At 51.8% G+C, this 15,389-nt stretch carries 16 protein-coding genes; 9 read left to right on the top strand and 7 right to left on the bottom strand.

The window, feature by feature from the left end; genetic code table 11:
- Positions 1–104: 104 nt before the first annotated feature.
- Both NST04_RS25165 and NST04_RS25160 read right to left on the bottom strand, forming a co-directional pair.
- On the bottom strand, positions 105–1,319 hold the full coding sequence (locus tag NST04_RS25165; RefSeq protein ID WP_341186664.1) for a GNAT family N-acetyltransferase: 1,215 nt from the start codon (positions 1,317–1,319) through the stop codon (positions 105–107).
- Positions 1,320–1,362: 43 nt separating this feature from the next.
- Positions 1,363–1,917 carry a TetR/AcrR family transcriptional regulator gene (locus tag NST04_RS25160; protein WP_341186663.1) on the bottom strand — a complete coding sequence of 185 codons (555 nt, stop codon included), beginning with the start codon at positions 1,915–1,917 and terminating at the stop codon, positions 1,363–1,365.
- A gap of 147 nt (positions 1,918–2,064) precedes the next feature.
- Here NST04_RS25160 and NST04_RS25155 point away from each other — a divergent pair, with 147 nt between their 5' ends.
- From NST04_RS25155 to NST04_RS25125, 7 genes are all read left to right on the top strand, one after another.
- Positions 2,065–2,967 carry a ketopantoate reductase family protein gene (locus NST04_RS25155; RefSeq protein WP_341186662.1) on the top strand — a complete coding sequence of 301 codons (903 nt, stop codon included), beginning with the start codon at positions 2,065–2,067 and terminating at the stop codon, positions 2,965–2,967.
- A 94-nt stretch (positions 2,968–3,061) separates the two neighbouring features.
- A complete protein-coding gene (locus tag NST04_RS25150) occupies positions 3,062–3,682 on the top strand; it encodes a hypothetical protein (RefSeq protein WP_341186661.1) in 621 nt (206 codons plus the stop codon).
- A 39-nt stretch (positions 3,683–3,721) separates the two neighbouring features.
- Entirely contained in the window at positions 3,722–4,138 is a 417-nt protein-coding gene (locus tag NST04_RS25145; RefSeq protein ID WP_341186660.1) for a hypothetical protein, read from the top strand.
- A 198-nt stretch (positions 4,139–4,336) separates the two neighbouring features.
- Positions 4,337–5,683 carry a citrate transporter gene (locus NST04_RS25140; protein WP_341148749.1) on the top strand — a complete coding sequence of 449 codons (1,347 nt, stop codon included), beginning with the start codon at positions 4,337–4,339 and terminating at the stop codon, positions 5,681–5,683.
- Between the two features lie 33 nt (positions 5,684–5,716).
- Entirely contained in the window at positions 5,717–7,849 is a 2,133-nt protein-coding gene (locus tag NST04_RS25135) for a hydantoinase/oxoprolinase family protein (RefSeq protein ID WP_341186659.1), read from the top strand.
- Between the two features lie 41 nt (positions 7,850–7,890).
- Positions 7,891–8,568 (top strand): hypothetical protein, encoded by a 678-nt coding sequence (locus NST04_RS25130; RefSeq protein WP_341186658.1) that lies wholly within the window; start codon positions 7,891–7,893, stop codon positions 8,566–8,568.
- 17 nt (positions 8,569–8,585) lie between these two features.
- The gene (locus NST04_RS25125) at positions 8,586–9,245 is read left to right on the top strand and encodes a GntR family transcriptional regulator (RefSeq protein ID WP_076157574.1); all 660 of its coding nucleotides are present in this window, start codon (positions 8,586–8,588) and stop codon (positions 9,243–9,245) included.
- A 104-nt stretch (positions 9,246–9,349) separates the two neighbouring features.
- Here NST04_RS25125 and NST04_RS25120 read toward each other — a convergent pair whose 3' ends face one another.
- From NST04_RS25120 to NST04_RS25105, 4 genes are all read right to left on the bottom strand, one after another.
- Positions 9,350–10,498 carry a DUF2812 domain-containing protein gene (locus tag NST04_RS25120; protein ID WP_341186657.1) on the bottom strand — a complete coding sequence of 383 codons (1,149 nt, stop codon included), beginning with the start codon at positions 10,496–10,498 and terminating at the stop codon, positions 9,350–9,352.
- Complete coding sequence (locus tag NST04_RS25115; RefSeq protein ID WP_341186656.1) at positions 10,495–10,866, bottom strand: PadR family transcriptional regulator; 372 nt, start codon at positions 10,864–10,866, stop codon at positions 10,495–10,497. Before NST04_RS25115 ends, NST04_RS25120 begins: the two co-directional genes overlap by 4 nt.
- Before the next feature lie 100 nt (positions 10,867–10,966).
- The gene (locus NST04_RS25110) at positions 10,967–11,653 is read right to left on the bottom strand and encodes a DUF7002 family protein (RefSeq protein WP_341186655.1); all 687 of its coding nucleotides are present in this window, start codon (positions 11,651–11,653) and stop codon (positions 10,967–10,969) included.
- Positions 11,650–12,528 (bottom strand): YihY/virulence factor BrkB family protein, encoded by an 879-nt coding sequence (locus tag NST04_RS25105; protein ID WP_341186654.1) that lies wholly within the window; start codon positions 12,526–12,528, stop codon positions 11,650–11,652. Before NST04_RS25105 ends, NST04_RS25110 begins: the two co-directional genes overlap by 4 nt.
- A 297-nt stretch (positions 12,529–12,825) precedes the next feature.
- On the opposite strand from NST04_RS25105, the gene NST04_RS25100 reads away from it, so the two are divergent.
- Positions 12,826–13,761 carry a hypothetical protein gene (locus tag NST04_RS25100; protein ID WP_341186653.1) on the top strand — a complete coding sequence of 312 codons (936 nt, stop codon included), beginning with the start codon at positions 12,826–12,828 and terminating at the stop codon, positions 13,759–13,761.
- A 127-nt stretch (positions 13,762–13,888) separates the two neighbouring features.
- Here NST04_RS25100 and NST04_RS25095 read toward each other — a convergent pair whose 3' ends face one another.
- Positions 13,889–14,746 (bottom strand): SDR family NAD(P)-dependent oxidoreductase, encoded by an 858-nt coding sequence (locus NST04_RS25095; RefSeq protein WP_341186652.1) that lies wholly within the window; start codon positions 14,744–14,746, stop codon positions 13,889–13,891.
- A gap of 129 nt (positions 14,747–14,875) precedes the next feature.
- Here NST04_RS25095 and NST04_RS25090 point away from each other — a divergent pair, with 129 nt between their 5' ends.
- Positions 14,876–15,355: a MerR family transcriptional regulator gene (locus tag NST04_RS25090; RefSeq protein ID WP_341186651.1), complete on the top strand. Its 480-nt coding sequence runs from the start codon at positions 14,876–14,878 to the stop codon at positions 15,353–15,355.
- The last annotated feature ends 34 nt before the right edge of the window (positions 15,356–15,389 follow it).

Below are 15,389 nucleotides of genomic sequence, written 5' to 3'. Positions count from 1 at the left end.
CTATGAATGAAGCAAAGGAAGGGTGTGCCACAAGTCCGGCAGTTTTGGACTTGCGGCACACCCTTTTTCCGGTGAATAAACAACTCCGGGGTGACAGGTTACGTTCAAAATTTGTCGGTTAAATAAAACACGGCCTGCTGCTTCGGGAACAGGGCCTGCAGAATATCAGTATGTCGGGCAGGGGCTCCAGCTTCAGCTGCGCCTTCCGCATTATAGCCAAAGATGATATAAGAGATCAGATTCCGCTCATCCACTTCTATGGTTATCCGGGACCCGGACTGACTATTCCCGGAAACGGAAAGCCGCTTCTGGCGGTAGTCGAGGCAGATCCGCTCCTCCCCGCATTGCAGCGTTATGAACAGCTCCTGTTCCGCCATCAAGTCATTGCCGTTAAGGCGATGCTCCAATTCAGGCTGAAGCTTGTGGAAGGTAGAATACAGGTTGATCATTTTCCACATCGCCATATGGATGGGAACGGGCTCTGCCTGAAGCTGCAGATAATAGGAATATAGCTTGTGATCTTCAGGAAGCATCGCCATGATTTGCCTGGCCTTCGGCCGAAGACGGCATAATTCATGAAATAAGTACTCCACGCCGTCCGCTGCCTCATCCAGATAGATGAGTTCGTTGATAAATACCTGTTCGGTGTCCTTTTTTTCAATAATGCCATAAGCGACAATTTTATGATCGTGCTGAAGCAGCAGACAGTCCGATTTCTTCCATTCCGGCCAGCGGATCAGATCCTTCCAGTAGGTTTCATTACGTACTACAGTATAGGTGCGGTTCTGATTGAATTGTTCATAAATAGCACGGATATCCTCAAGATAACGGGGCTCAAAAGGTATAACCTCGTAACCGTCCGGCTGCCCGCCCCGCGCCTCATTTTCAACAGCGTAAGCAGTCTCGGGAATCAGTCTCCAGCCGGCCTTCTCATAAAATGCATGCTTGCTGGCCAGAAGTACACTTATATCAAAACCGGCTTCTCTCATGTAGTCTGTTTGTGCAGCAAGAATTTTGTGTGTCAGCCCCATGCCGCGATAATTGGGATCTGCAGCGACGCTGCCCATGGCGCCCGTCTGCAAGACCGCTTGGCCGACTCTGATGGAAAGCGGAAAGATTTGAACATTGGCAGCAACCTTGCCGCCGACCGTCGCAAACCATGTGGTATCCGGGTCATAGGAGGTGTCGAGGTCTAATCTTTCCTGGAAATACCCCCGGCCTACGGAAAAACATTCATCTAAAATATCGTAAATCTGTTCAAGCTGTTCTCTGCCCGGCCTGTTGGTTACGCTTATATTTTGTTCTGGTGTTGTCGTCATCTTTGCTTTCCTCCTGGGTCGCTATGTTAAAAACAGAGTTCATTCAGAATCCTTCATCAGAATAAGCCGAAACCCCTCTTGAATATAAGTTCTCCGCTAACTTAATAAATTCTTCTGGCGGTATATCCTTTTCCTGCTGGAGCCAAAGGCGAAATAAAGAAAGGGTCGTCGTCAGATAGAACTCAATGAAGTATGGCGTTAAGGAATGATTTTGCGGAAGGCTTAGGAATTGCTCCATGGGGATGTCTCTTTTTAAGCGTGCTAAGAAACGGGGGCTTCCATAATCGCCCAGAAGGGCATGGAGCGCCAGGAGATGTTCTTTTCTGTCCAGACAAGACAGCGCATCCTGAACCGAATGCATCGACAGCTCGTTACCGGCTAGTTCTGCTTTGATGTCATGGAGCAAGTTATTTTCCACAGTGTCCAGAAGTTCGTAAATGTCAGTAAAGTATTGATAAAAGGTACTGCGGTTATACCCTGACCGGCTGGCGATTTCCTGGATGGAAATTTTCTCAACCGGCTTTTGGCTGTATAGCTCACAAAACACATCTATAAACTTTTGTCTTGTTTTCTCCGTAATTTGGGGCTGCTTGTTCATGTTTCCCTCCTGCCTGCGCATAAGATATCATCCGACAGATATTAAAAAACTGATGATTGATCGAGAAATCCTAAAGCTTTATGATCACATCATACAACATGTTGTCGGATAATCAAATGGGGATATTAAAGAGCAGGAGTGATTATAATGTCAGCAGAGCAAAACAGAATTTTAATTTTCGGTGCAGGTGTCATCGGGAGTATTTATGCAATAAAGTTTATGGAAGCAGGATATGACGTTAGTCTGTTTGCACGTGCGGACAGGTTCAGAGCTTTACAAGAAAAAGGCCTGCAATATAATGACAAAGGTACAGTCAGAACGGTTCCGGTGAAGGTCATGGATACGCTCGAAAATGACGATATATACGATTTTATTTTCGTTACCGTTCGTTATGACCGGGCCGAATCCGCGTTGCTCGCGCTAAAAGATAATCAAAGTCAAAATATAGTTACGATGACCAATAGCCCGATTGGATTTTCTTCGTGGCAGGATATTGTTGGGGACCGGCTGTTACCGGCTTTTCCCGGCTTCGGCGGACAGATTAAAGATGGGGTCCTGTTTGCCCGGTTCATGCCCAAGCTTCTAGTGGCTACCGCATTTGGAGAAATGAATGGCGCAGTGACGCAGCGCATCTTAAAGCTCGCACAAGTATTTCAAACCGCCAAGCTTCCCTACGCTATAAAAAAGGATATGCAGGCGTATCTAATCACTCATTCTGTATCAGATATTGCTCTGCTGGGCGGTTTGTATTCCCGCAATCAGGAGAGTGAACCTATATCACCGGGAACCAGAAAGACGGCACGAAAAATAACAGTTACTTTAAAAGCGTATCTAAAAGCAATCCGCGAAGCTGATGTTGCTGTTGATCCGCCCGTTTTTAACATAGTCCCTAAGCTCCCAAGCTTCATCCTGGATGTTCTCTTCATTGCCTGGCTGCGCACCAAAATGGTTAAGGATATGCTGCTGCCGGATTATGCGAATGCTGCGAATCAGGAGGTTGTGCAGCTAGAGAAGGATCTGACAAAATTTCTATCTATGCAGAACGGCTGATGAATCGTTTGTTCCGGTATTGTAACCCGTCTGTTTATTCTTCACTTCCAGCGGATGGTAAGGTTGAAGAACTGAAGCAGGCGGGAGGCTTACCATGATAACAAGATTAGGGAAGATACTGAACATATCGATATTGGCGGTCTGCCTGGCTGGATGCAGTCAGGCGGCAGAGCCAACAGTTGCACAGCATATTCCGGTTACACCAACTCCGGGACATGCAGCACTAGAAGAGGATCTGATTCCGCGCAACACCTCAGAACCTTTTATCGGGCGGATAGATCTGGATCAGGAGACAGCGAAGTTCATCTATGGAACCTGGAAGGTGGACAAGCTGCTGGGATTCGCGAATTCCTATAATGACGCGTCTGAATATCCTACAGGACAGGACATCATTGGGGATGAACTTGTGATTCATAAAGATTACTTCTCCTCGATGGGGCTAGAGGGCTATGAAGCGTACCAATACGAGTTCACCAATCCCCGCTATAGCATAACCCAGAGGCATTATAACGGGGATTCCTTTTACAGAGTGAACAAATTGAATCTGTCTATGATCGGGACCAGCGATGTAACGACCGACATAGAGGTAACTGAGCCTTCGCCGGGACTGGGTGTACCGCTAAGCTTCATCGATGTGAATCATAACAAGCTGATCCTGTGGATCGAAGCCGCAACGTTTGAGTTGATAAGAGTGGACGAATCGGGTAATAAGTAGTCTAAGTACTGGAGTCTATAATGACAGGAGTGAGCGCATATGAGCTGGGATGTACTTATTATGAAAACGAAATACGATTTTGAAGCGCCGGAGGAAGAACAGCCGCCAGTGCCACCGCTGGGACAACGTGATGTAATCATTGAGAAGCTGACCCGCCGCCTACCGAACCTGGATTACCGGGATAAGGCTTGGGGAGTCCTTGAGGGCGAGGGGTTTTCGATTGAGTTCAACACAGGTGACGAGGAGCTCGTGGATTCAATTATGCTGCATGTCCGGGGCGGGGGAGCGGTGATGGATACCCTCTGCTTGATCTGCGAGACACTGGAGGCTTATGCCCTGGACACATCGGATACCGGCTATATTGACTTTGAGCAGCCTGAAGCAGCGGAGCAATCCTGGGAGCAATTTCAGAAGTATCGTGACAAGGTGATTAACAACCATAACGGAAGGGTTTGAAGTGAACAGAGGCGCAGGATGGATCACATCTGCTGCCTCTTTTTTGTGTTTTGAAGTGTTTGGAAATAACGTGCAGAATGGTATTGACGCCTGAAGAAGTAGCATGTTAATATTTTCACGTGACAAACTAACATGTCAGTATGCCTAAATAGCATGTTAGCATGTTAACTCATTTATCCTACTTCAGGAGGTTTTTTTGTGGATGTGGCTAATGTTGTAATCGGTTTCATTATGGTCTTATCTTTTTTTGGATTGGTGTGGTATTGCGTCAAGGGGTATAACCTCATGGTTGGCTTCTTCGTCATGTCGGTGCTGTGGACCTCAATTGCTCTGATCGGAAATAGCATTCATCCTACCTCCGTGATGGAGGGCAAGACCTTCATTGACGTCCTGACGAACGTGTTCCAGACGGGGCCTGAGAACTACGGGAAGGCGATACTGGTTAATATTTTCTTCGGCGCCTTCTTCGGCAGAGTCCTGATCGACACCGGGATTGCCGCTACACTGATCCGTAAGGTCGTAGAGCTTGGAGGAGACAAACCAAGAATTACCATGTCCCTGCTGTGTATCGTTACCGCTGTAATCTTCACCTCCATGACCGGTATCGGTCCGGTCATCTCCATTGCTGTCATCGTGCTGCCGATCATGCTGTCACTCGGAATTCCTTCACCGATTGCCTTGTTCTCCTTCATGGGCTCGATCATGGCGGGGATCTTCGGGAACATCGTGAACTTTAAGCAATATCAGGCGATATTTGCAACAGCCAACGAAAGCTATGCCAGCTACGACTATAATACATATTTCAAATTCGGCATGATTGCGATGGCAGTATCTCTGATCGTAGTGCTGGTGGTATCTAATGTGATGATGAACCGGAAGCTCTCCCGGGCCTGGGCGGCCACACCGGATAGCGGAGCTACTGTGGATGCACCTGCCATCTCCTGGATCTCGATCATTCTGCCGGTAGTGGGTGTGGTAGTGCTCAAGGTGCCGATTATTTTCGGCTTTATCTTCGCAGCCCTGTTCGCCCTGCTGACCTGCGGCAAGCTGAAGGGTGGTTTTGCAAGCGTTTGCAGAATGCTGTCGAAGCAGTTCGCAGACGGAGCGATCGATGTGGCGCCGATGATCGGGTTCTTGCTCACGCTGTCGATGTTCAACAATGCGGCCACCTATGCTTCCCCTTATTTCAAAACCCTGCTGGACGGCGCAATGCCCCAGACCGCGCTGCTCTTGTGTATTGTATTTGCCATCCTGACACCGCTCGGCTTCTTCCGCGGTCCGATGAACCTCGTCGGTTCGGGTTCGGCCATCCTGGCCGTCGTGGTGGCAACCGCTGCCTGGCCGGTCCAATTCCTCTATCCGCTGTTCGCCATTACTACCGTTGCACCGCAGCATTTGGACGTTACACAGTCCTGGGTGGCCTGGGGCTTCGGCTATACGAAGGTTCCGGCCAAGGAATACATGAAGATGTCGATTCCTACCGGCTGGATCATCGGGATTATCCTCTGCGCGATCGTATTCTTCATGTACGGAAATTTGGTGTAGTCTACTATTAAGGAAGAGAAACGGAGAAATCATATGAGTACAATGGTTAGAATGGGAATCGATGTGGGGGGAACCCATACCAAGGCAGTGGCGATTGACAATGCGACCCATGAGATTATCGGGAAATCATCGGTCAAGACGACGCATGATCATGCCACAGGCGTAGCCGCAGGTGTGGTGAAATGCTTCATGAATTGCCTGGAGGAGAACAATATCCGTCCTGAGGATGTGGTGTTCGTGGCCCACAGTACCACGCAGGCTACGAATGCGCTGATCGAGGGCGATATTGCCCAGGTGGGCATCATCGGCCTGGCGAAGGGCGGTCTGGAAGGCTGGCTCGCCAAGCGGCAGACCCGGCTTCAGAATATCGATCTGTGCAACGGCAAGGAGATCAAGATCTACAATAGCTTCCTGAATGTTAAAAAAATGTCCGAAGCCTCCGTGCTTTCGGTCATCGATGATTTGAAGCAGCAGGGGGCACAGGTGATTGTGCCTTCGATGGCTTTTGGCGTAGATAACGGGCGGCCCGAGGAACTGGTCTATATCGAAGCGGAGAAAAAAGGCATGCCGACCACCATGGCCTCCGACATCACAAAATTATACGGGCTGACCCGGAGAACCCGGACGGCTGCGATTAATGCAAGTATTCTGCCGAAGATGCTGGATACCGCCAATTCCACAGAGAAGTCGGTGCGGGAGGCCGGGGTTCATGTTCCCCTGATGATTATGAGAGGCGACGGCGGCGTTATGGAGATCAGTGAGATGAAGAAGCGGCCTGTGCTGACGATGCTGTCGGGCCCGGCGGCCTCAGTCATGGGCTCATTGATGTATCTTAGAGCGTCTAACGGGGTGTATTTCGAGGTCGGCGGTACGACAACCAATATCGGTGTGATCAAAAACGGCCGTCCGGCCATCGACTATTCCATCGTCGGCGGTCATCCGACCTATGTCAATTCCCTGGATGTACGGGTGCTCGGCGTAGCCGGCGGGTCCATGATTCGGGCGAACAAGAGCGGAGTGGTCGATGTCGGACCCAGATCGGCGCATATCGGCGGACTGGATTATTCCGTATTCACCGATCCGGATAAGATTAAGGGAGCTCAGGTCGAATTCTTTTCTCCAAAGCCGGGTGATCCTGCTGATTATGTGGCGGTCCGGCTGGGAAACGGGGAACGGGTGACGATCACGAACTCCTGTGCGGCGAATGTGCTGGGACTGGTGAAGCCGGAGCATTTCTCTTACGGGAATGTGGAAGCGGCCAGAAGAGCGATGCAGGCATTGGCGGATTACTGCGGAATGACGGTAGAGGATATTGCCAAGCAGATCATGGAGAAGGCGTATGCGAAGATCGAGCCGATCATCCTGGCGCTGGCCGAGAAATACAAGCTCGAGAAGGACCAGATCTCCCTGGTAGGTGTTGGCGGCGGCGCGGCTTCGCTGATTGTCTATTTTTCCGAGAAAATGGGCCTGAAGTACAGCATCCCCGAGAATGCAGAGGTTATCTCTTCGATAGGGGTTGCTCTGTCGATGGTACGGGACGTTGTAGAGCGGATTATTCCGTCTCCGTCGAAGGAAGTGATTGCTGCCCTCAAGATGGAAGCCATGAACAAGGCCATCCAGAGCGGGGCCACCCCGGAGAGCATCGAGATTCATATTGATATTGATCCGCAGACCTCCAAGGTGACAGCGATTGCTACCGGTTCTACCGAGGTGAAGACAACCGAGCTGTTGAAGGAATGTGATGAGGCGGAGCTGCGGGAGCTGGCTGCCCAGGATATGCGTATCCCGCTTGAACGGACCAAGCTGCTGGAGAAGACCCGGTATGTCAGTATTTTCGGCGAATGGATGGATAAAGCCGGTGAAGCCGGTCCGGTCCGCATCCTGGACACCAAGGGCTTCATCAAAGTGCAGAGGGGCCGGGCAATGGCGCTTAAGACCACTGCGGGTGATTACCTGAGCGCGGTTAAGCAGCTGTGGGAGGCAATGGCTGTGTATCAGACGGAGCTGATTGCAAGACCTGACTTTTACCTGTGCATCGGTGCCCGTGTCATGGACTTTACCGCATCGGACTTCGAACAGCTGGAGCTGCTGATGGATATTGAGGTATCCACCTTCGAGCCGGACACGGAGATCATTGTCGTGGCGGCTAATATCAAGCAGAGCTAAGAACCGCGCGGAAGAACGTGTAGACAGGGGGACGTATGCAAGTGCAGACGAAGCTGGGAGAGCTGCTGTATCCATTGCTGGAGGTTGACCATGAGGCTTGGGGAATGTATGCCTTCTCGAGAGACATTCTGAACCGGCGGATTTCGCCGGAGACGAAGCGGGAAATGCTGAAGCAGGCCAGAGCCTGCGGCATAGAATATGCACAGCGGATGATGCTTGAATATGGGACCCGTGATGTCAGGGTGCTTGCTGAACGTATGAACCTGAAGCTGGAATTCAAGGATGCGCTCATGACCGGCAAGCGTGTGCTATTCGCCTCCTATACCCCGCCGGACCGGATCGAAATCATGGAAGAACCCTTGCGCAGAGCGGCGGAGCAGGTGCGGGAGGCGGGTCCTGGTCTGGTTGAACTTTTTCCGCAAGCTGGTATAATGAATACTATCCTTGGCCACGAAATTTATCATTTTGTAGAAGATCGGTTTGCACAGGAAATATACACCCGGACCGAGCGCGTTCTGCTATGGAAGCTGCTGGGCCTGAAGAATTATTCTACAATACGCACCTTAAGTGAAGTTGGAGCCATGGCTTTTACACAGGAGCTGAACAGACTGCGGTACCCGCCGTTTATTCTGGATGTCCTGTTGTATTACAGCTACGACTCAGCCAGTGCGGAGACAATAACCCGTGATGTACTAGGAGTGAGTTCAGGGAAGGTGTAGGGAAGCCGTTGAAGATTATGAATAACAGTAATTCACTGAATGATGTAACTTACAATAGAATAAAAGAAGACATCATGAATATGACGCTCGAGCCGGGAATGGATGTCAGTGTGCAGAAGCTGTCTGAACGCTATGGCGTCAGCCGGACGCCGGTACGGGAAGCAGTGGTCCGCCTTCAACAGTCAGGACTGGTGGAAATATATCCTCAGCGCAAAACTGTAGTCTCTAAGATTGATCTGCAACGGGTCCGTGAGGAGTGGTTCATCCGCACCTCGCTTGAATCTGCGGTGATCGATGAGTTCATCCGCAAGTGCAGCGAGCTGGTAGCCGATACGATGCAGGAACTGATTAATAAGCAGAAGAAGTACATGGACAAGAAGTATTTCAGAGAATTCTATATTAAGGACAACCGGTTCCATCAGCTGATCTTTCAGACGGCCGGGGAGGAGTTATCCTGGTTCACCATCGAAGAGGTAGCATCCCATTACAATCGTATCCGTCTGCTCTACGGGAAGATGGAGGGGGTGCAGCCGTCCGATATCGATAAGCATGTGAAGATGGTGGCGGCGACCCGCAAGCGGGATGTGGAAGGGATGCGCAAGGTCGTGATGGAGCATTCCAATACACTGCTGGACCGGGTCCAGAGCATGTCGAAGCAGTACCCGCAATTCTTCTGATCATACACGCTGTAAAGATTCAAGGCGTATACCGAAAGCCTCTCTCTATGGAGGAGGACTTCCGGTATACGCCTTTTGTTGTGATATAAGAAATGATATCACTCCTATTGCTGCTTGAGCCGCCGGTAATATAGCCACGTTCTGCCCGCGAACGAACCGAAGAGCAGAATGGACAGGAACATAATTGAAGTGTTCCACGCCTGGGATGCGGTGATCCCGTCCCGCAGCATGCTATCAATGAAGGCCGACAGATTAAGGCTGTAGAGCAGGATCATGGGCAGGAACAGCAGGGTATAGCTGATGGCGATTTTACGTGCCTGCTTCAGGCGGTGGACCGGATCACTATAGATTTCCTGCTGCTCCGCAGCGTTCTGCTCCTCCCGGCTCCAGAGGGTCCATTTCTGCAGAGAGAAGGGAGAGCTGTAGAGTCTCGTCCAGCCAGCCTCATGGTGCAGCTCGAAATACCCTTCATCGGCAATGACCTGATAGTCGGCGTGATAGGTCATGCGGCGTGGACGGCCCTTGCTGAAATGGAACAGCGTTCCTCCGAAGCCTACTTTATAGAGATTCCATCCGTGCTTCTCTTTGTCCTCCAGCCATTGCTCCAGCCGGTCAGGGGCGTACATCCAGCCGGGCTTCATCCGCGCCATCGTAGTGCCGGCAGGCTTCTGCGGTCCGGGAGGCTTCTTCAGGTCCTGATGGTTTAGCAGAAATACCTTACTGGCAGCCCGGAGCTTCACTATAGAGTAAATTGCAAGAACAAGCAGGGCCAGGGCTCCCGCTGCTGCGGCCCAGGTAACGGCCCACAGCGGACTTGGCTGAATGCGGACTGGAGTATCCTGATTGAAGGTGAGCCCTAGTACAAGCAGTGGAATAAGGGCAATGAGCAGCAAATACACCAGGATTCCCATGAAAAGATAGGAGATGATACGGTTTCGCCTCAGGACATCCTTACGTGAAGGATAGGCGCTAATCTGTGACGGCAGCCGGTCATTCTCGTACAGACTCCATTTTCCACGCTGCAGCCGCTTGCTCCATCCCTCTGCGGCAAGATAAGGAGACATGGATGAATGCTTGGCCGAATGATAAGCCAGCTGATAAGTTAGCCGGAAAGGCTCAGCCTGCCGGAAGGTAAAGCGCCGCAGCAGTAAGCTCCATTCTTCCACACGCCATCCCTTGCCGGCCATATCGGCCAACCAGGCTTCTGTCCCCGGCAGATCATAGCTCCAAAAGGGCCGAAATACAGTTCTCATTGAAATTCCTCCTCACTGGTGACGGCGTTGCGGTGAAGTTCCTTTAACCTGCCGATTTCAGCGCGCATGACTTCCTTCCCCAGCTCAGACACCTCGTACACCGTCTTTCTCTCTTCATCGGCAAATACGGTAATCAGTCCATCCTTGTTCATTTTGGTCAAGGTTCCATATACTGTACCGGAGCCCAGCCGGAGCCGTCCTTCCGACAATTCCTCCACATGCTTAATAATTCCATATCCATGGCGCGGCTTGGTTAAGGACAATAGAATATAGAAGGCCGTTTCTGTCATGGGCACGTACTTTTTTAGAACCTTTTGCGCTGCGGACACCGCGTTCACCTGCTTCGTCAATTCGTTGTGCCAAGTCATGGCTAAGAAAATATGTCGTGCTGTGACTATGTCATAGTGTGACTATATCACGATGCGACATATAATTCAACTATAGGCAGATGTTCTGAGGTAAGCAGGACTAACCTCGGGGAAGAATTAGGGGCTGGCACAAGGGCTGCCAGAGCTCAGGTACAAGCTGGGGCTGTAAACAGTAGACCGTCTGTAAATATTGGCTGAGCGGAGCCAGCTTGTTCTCAACCAGCACCTCCTTGATCTCGGACGGCTTGACGGGGATAGCTTGTCCGGTGGAGGACATGAACTCGGCTAGGGGAAGCAGCATAGCGCAGCTCTTGCGGTATGACATGCGGTGCGGGAACCTGGGGGAGCTGCCGGAATCGTATTTAGACAGCCTGATGCGGGCGTAGTGACCCGCCAGGACGCTGCGGGCATCGAGCTTCAGCACAGCGAAGACCTCGCCCGGCTCTCTGCGCGAATACATTGCAGCCATTGCGAGGCAATCGCGCCAGGTCGCCCACAGGAACACATGGCGGTCCAGGCAGCGGCGGAACTCTTCCGCCGTTGTCCCCGGAGCCATCGCCTCAGGCGTAATGCGCAGATGGGCATTCAGCGTCGCGGCTTGCCCTGTATAGCTTACCCGGTGCGCCGCAGTCCGCCGCTCTCCGGCTGCATGAGCGGGGCTCAGCACCGCAGAGGAATAAATGGCGTCAAGGGCAGCCATGGCGGGCAGATTCACTGCCCGGGTGAAATGATAGAAGGAGGTGCGGAGCGGGCTTTTGGTCATGGCATCAATCAGGTAGGGGTTCATGGGAGCTTCTGTCCTTTGAAGGAGCTGAAGGGCATGCTCTTCACCTTGCGGTTCAGCAGCACGGCATTGATCTCGCCTCCGGCCAGGATGATAAAAGAGCTGATATACAGCCAGATTAGCAGCACGGTTACGCCCCCGAGACTGCCGTAGGTTTTGGAGAAATCACTGAATTGATTGACGTATACGGAGAACAGAACCGAGGTCGTAATCCAGCCGATGGTGGTGAACAACGCCCCAGGCATAACCTCACGCAGCGCCAGTCTCCGGCTGGGAGCGATCCAGTACAGCAGGGTGAAGACGATGAACATTACGAACAGCGGAATCGCATATTGCAGCAGATCCCAGAGCTTTTGGAATCCATAGGGGAGATCAACCAGCAGAAAGACCTGCGTCTTAAGCCAGCTGCCAAGGACCAATAGCAGCATGCTGAGCAGTACGACGAACCCGATTGTCAAGGTAGCGAGCAGGGCGATCCCCCGGATTTTCCAGAACACTCTGCTCTCGTCAATCTCGTACGCACGGTTAAGCCCCTTAATGATGGCATTGATCCCTTTGGAGGCGGCCCACAGCGTAGCCAGCATCCCGAAGGACAGCAGCGTCTGGCTGCGTCCTGCGGAAACATCCTGCAGAATCTCTTCTATAATAGAGATGGCTTCGGCGGGCATGATCTGCTCCAGCTGCTCTATATTTTTCTCCAGGGAGATATTCGCATACCCGATCAGGGTCATGATGAAGATGAGGAAAGGAAACAGAGACAGGATTAAATAATAGGTCAGCTGCGCAGCGATGCCCTGGACATCATCGTCATTAATTTTCACCCATAGCTGCTTGATGAACTTGAAAGTGCCTCTTCTACTGCCGGAAGTGCTGTTCATAGGACCCTCCTTCATGAATTCCCGGATAGGCTGAGATGGTAGCCAAATCGTTCCATATATATGTATACCCCGGTGAAATACCCTTTAGTCCGTCGGGGTAGTTTTTATTGTAACATACCGGGATTAGCTGGATTTTGGCAATTCACTTGTATTATACTGGAAAACTCTTAGAATAGTAGGAAAGATAGCAGTATAAACTGAACCTGGGCCAAACCTTCTCTGGAGTCGGGCCATCCCATAACAGAACAAAACAGGTTCAGTCTATCTTGCTACACCCAAGGTATAAGGAGAGTGTATATGAAGCTGCTGCTTGAGGAGTATGAGGGAATTAGGCGTTGGATGGTTCGGAATGCCCGTCCGCTGGACCTGGCGCGGTGGAGATTTCACTTTGAGGGCGGCGGAGCTGCACCGGTGCTGGAAGCGCTATCCGCCTATCAGAATGAGGATGGGGGCTTCGGCCATGCCCTGGAAGCGGACGCGTGGAATCCGAATTCCACGCCCATCCAGACCGCTACGGCGGTGGAGAGGCTGTTGGAGCTGGAATTCACAGAGGCCGGGCATCCGCTGGTGCAGGGAATTCTGAAATACCTGGACAGCGGCGCGGATATGGATGGCCGCACATGGAGGAATGTCGTAGCTTCCAATAACGATTATCCTCATGCCCCCTGGTGGCATACAAGTTCAGACAGTACTTCCCACAGTATGTATAACCCGACAGCTATTCTGGCCGGATTCATTCTGAAGGCTGCTCCGCGGGATAGCGGGCTGTATGCCACCGGACTGGAGATTGCCCGTGAGCTGACAGAGCTTTTCCTGCGTGACCCTAATATTGAGATGCACCCGCTGAAATGTGTGGACACGCTGCTGCATTGCATCACCTTGGCGGGGCTGCAGGAGCACTTCCCCTATGTGGAGCTGCAAGAAGCCTTCAAAGTACAGAGCGCACGCCTGATCAGCCGCGATGAGGGGAATTGGAACGGGTATGGATGCCGTCCGTCAGCGTTCATTCATTCGCCGCATAGTCCCGGATACGCTGAACTGGGCGGACTGCTGCACCGGGAGCTGGACTATCTGCTGGAGACCCGAAATACCGCAGGTGTCTGGGAGCTGACCTGGAGCTGGGAAGGATATGAACGCGAGTATGCTATTAGTGAGAACTGGTGGAAGGGGCATATCGTGATTGAGAATTTGCGGCTGCTGCGGGAATTCGGACGAATGGCGGAGCTGCTATGAACAGAACTGGAATACCGTCTGGCATAAAATAAAACGAATGAAGCGGTCAAGCCACAGCCCTCCGTACCGGGAGCTGTGGCTTGACCGCGTCGCGTGCCAATTGCAGCCTTATCACTGGCAGCAGCTATTAGGCGCCCCCGGATTGAAGGAATTCCTGCTCGTAAATGGCCCGGACATCCTTCAGGATACGGCTGCTATGCTCTGTGAATTTCAGCGGTTTGACCTGATTCTTAATCAGGAAGACACCGGACTTGCCGCTGTGTTCACCCAGAGCTGCCTGATACAGCAGGCCTGCGCCATGGGTAGGCTCGGGGAAGAACAGCCGTGTAATGGGTTTTAACCATAACGGGATACCGGATTTTTTGCCGCTGCGAAGGGTGTTGTTGCCTCCGGGATCGGCGCTGCGGATCAGAATGCCCTCTGCCGCAAGCGCCGGGGCCACCGCTTCCGTCCACAAGGACAAGGCACGCTTGGTGTCGGCATAAGGGCCGGTCAGCATCTGAAATTTGGCCGGGTGCTCCAGAGAATCCGGATCGAAGCTGCGCTTCATCATAAACGCATTGGAGGACGTATTCACGACCGTGCGGAGCCTGCTTTTCAACAAGAGGGGCTTCAGCTCCATCGTAATGATATACGGAACCACCGTCTGCAGCTCATAATGCAGCTCACGCCCTTGCTTGGACAAGAATAATTCGGGGAAGCTGCCCCCGGCGTTGTTGAACAGAATGTCAATGTGCGCTTCGTGATGGTTAATCTCCTGCAGGGCATTCCGTAATTGCCCGAAATCGCTTAAATCTGCCTTATAGATTCGAAGTTGTCTGCTGCTGAGTGCCTGCTGGGTAAGCGGGTCATCTTCTGCAAAAGCAGAGCGGATCAGCGCAATGACCTCCCAGCCTTCATTCAGAAGTCTATGGGTCAGGGCCAGCCCGATACCGTGATTGGCTCCAGTAATCAGCGCGGTGCGCGGGGGATGTGATGATTTCATAGTGGTTGCTCCTCTACATGGAAAGTGGTGAATGGTGCTCATTGTATAACTTGGAGCCGAATCCAAGTCAAGCGATAAAATGTGTCATTGACTTGGAGCTGGCTCCAAGTTGTAGAATGGAGGGGAGGATTGAGAACAATCAAAGGGAGTGATTCTATGAGTCTGGCGGAAGCGGATCTCCAGCAGGGATATTCGATTAAGGAAACGGCGGAGCGGACGGGCATGTCTGAGGATACGATAAGGTATTATGAGAAGATTGGGCTGCTGCCCCGGGCGAAGCGCAAGGGAAACAGCCACCGCATCTATAGCGAATCAGACCTGAACCGGATGCTGCTGATTACATGTCTCAAAAAAACAGGGATGTCGCTGGACGACATGCGTCCTTATCTGCACTTGTCTATGGATGCAGACCTGTCTCAGTATCCTGAGCTCCACACGATGATTCGGAATCACCGGCAGAAGATTATCGAGCAGATCGCATCGCTGCAGCAAATTGTTGACTTCATAGATGTAAAAATCGACCAGGGGAGCCTGGGCCCGCAGGCTTGTGAGCTGACCGGGGACCGCAAGCAGATGCCAAAGGGACGTAAAGCCAAGACTACAGTGTGAGTATCGATGAAGTGGTGGAATACAGGCGGAGCCT

Source organism: Paenibacillus sp. FSL H7-0756 (assembly GCF_038006765.1).
In the GTDB taxonomy this organism is placed as follows: Bacteria; Bacillota; Bacilli; order Paenibacillales; family Paenibacillaceae; genus Paenibacillus_AQ.
The sequence above is the reverse complement of the archived record's forward strand: the minus strand, read 5'-3'. Positions and strand labels throughout refer to the sequence as shown.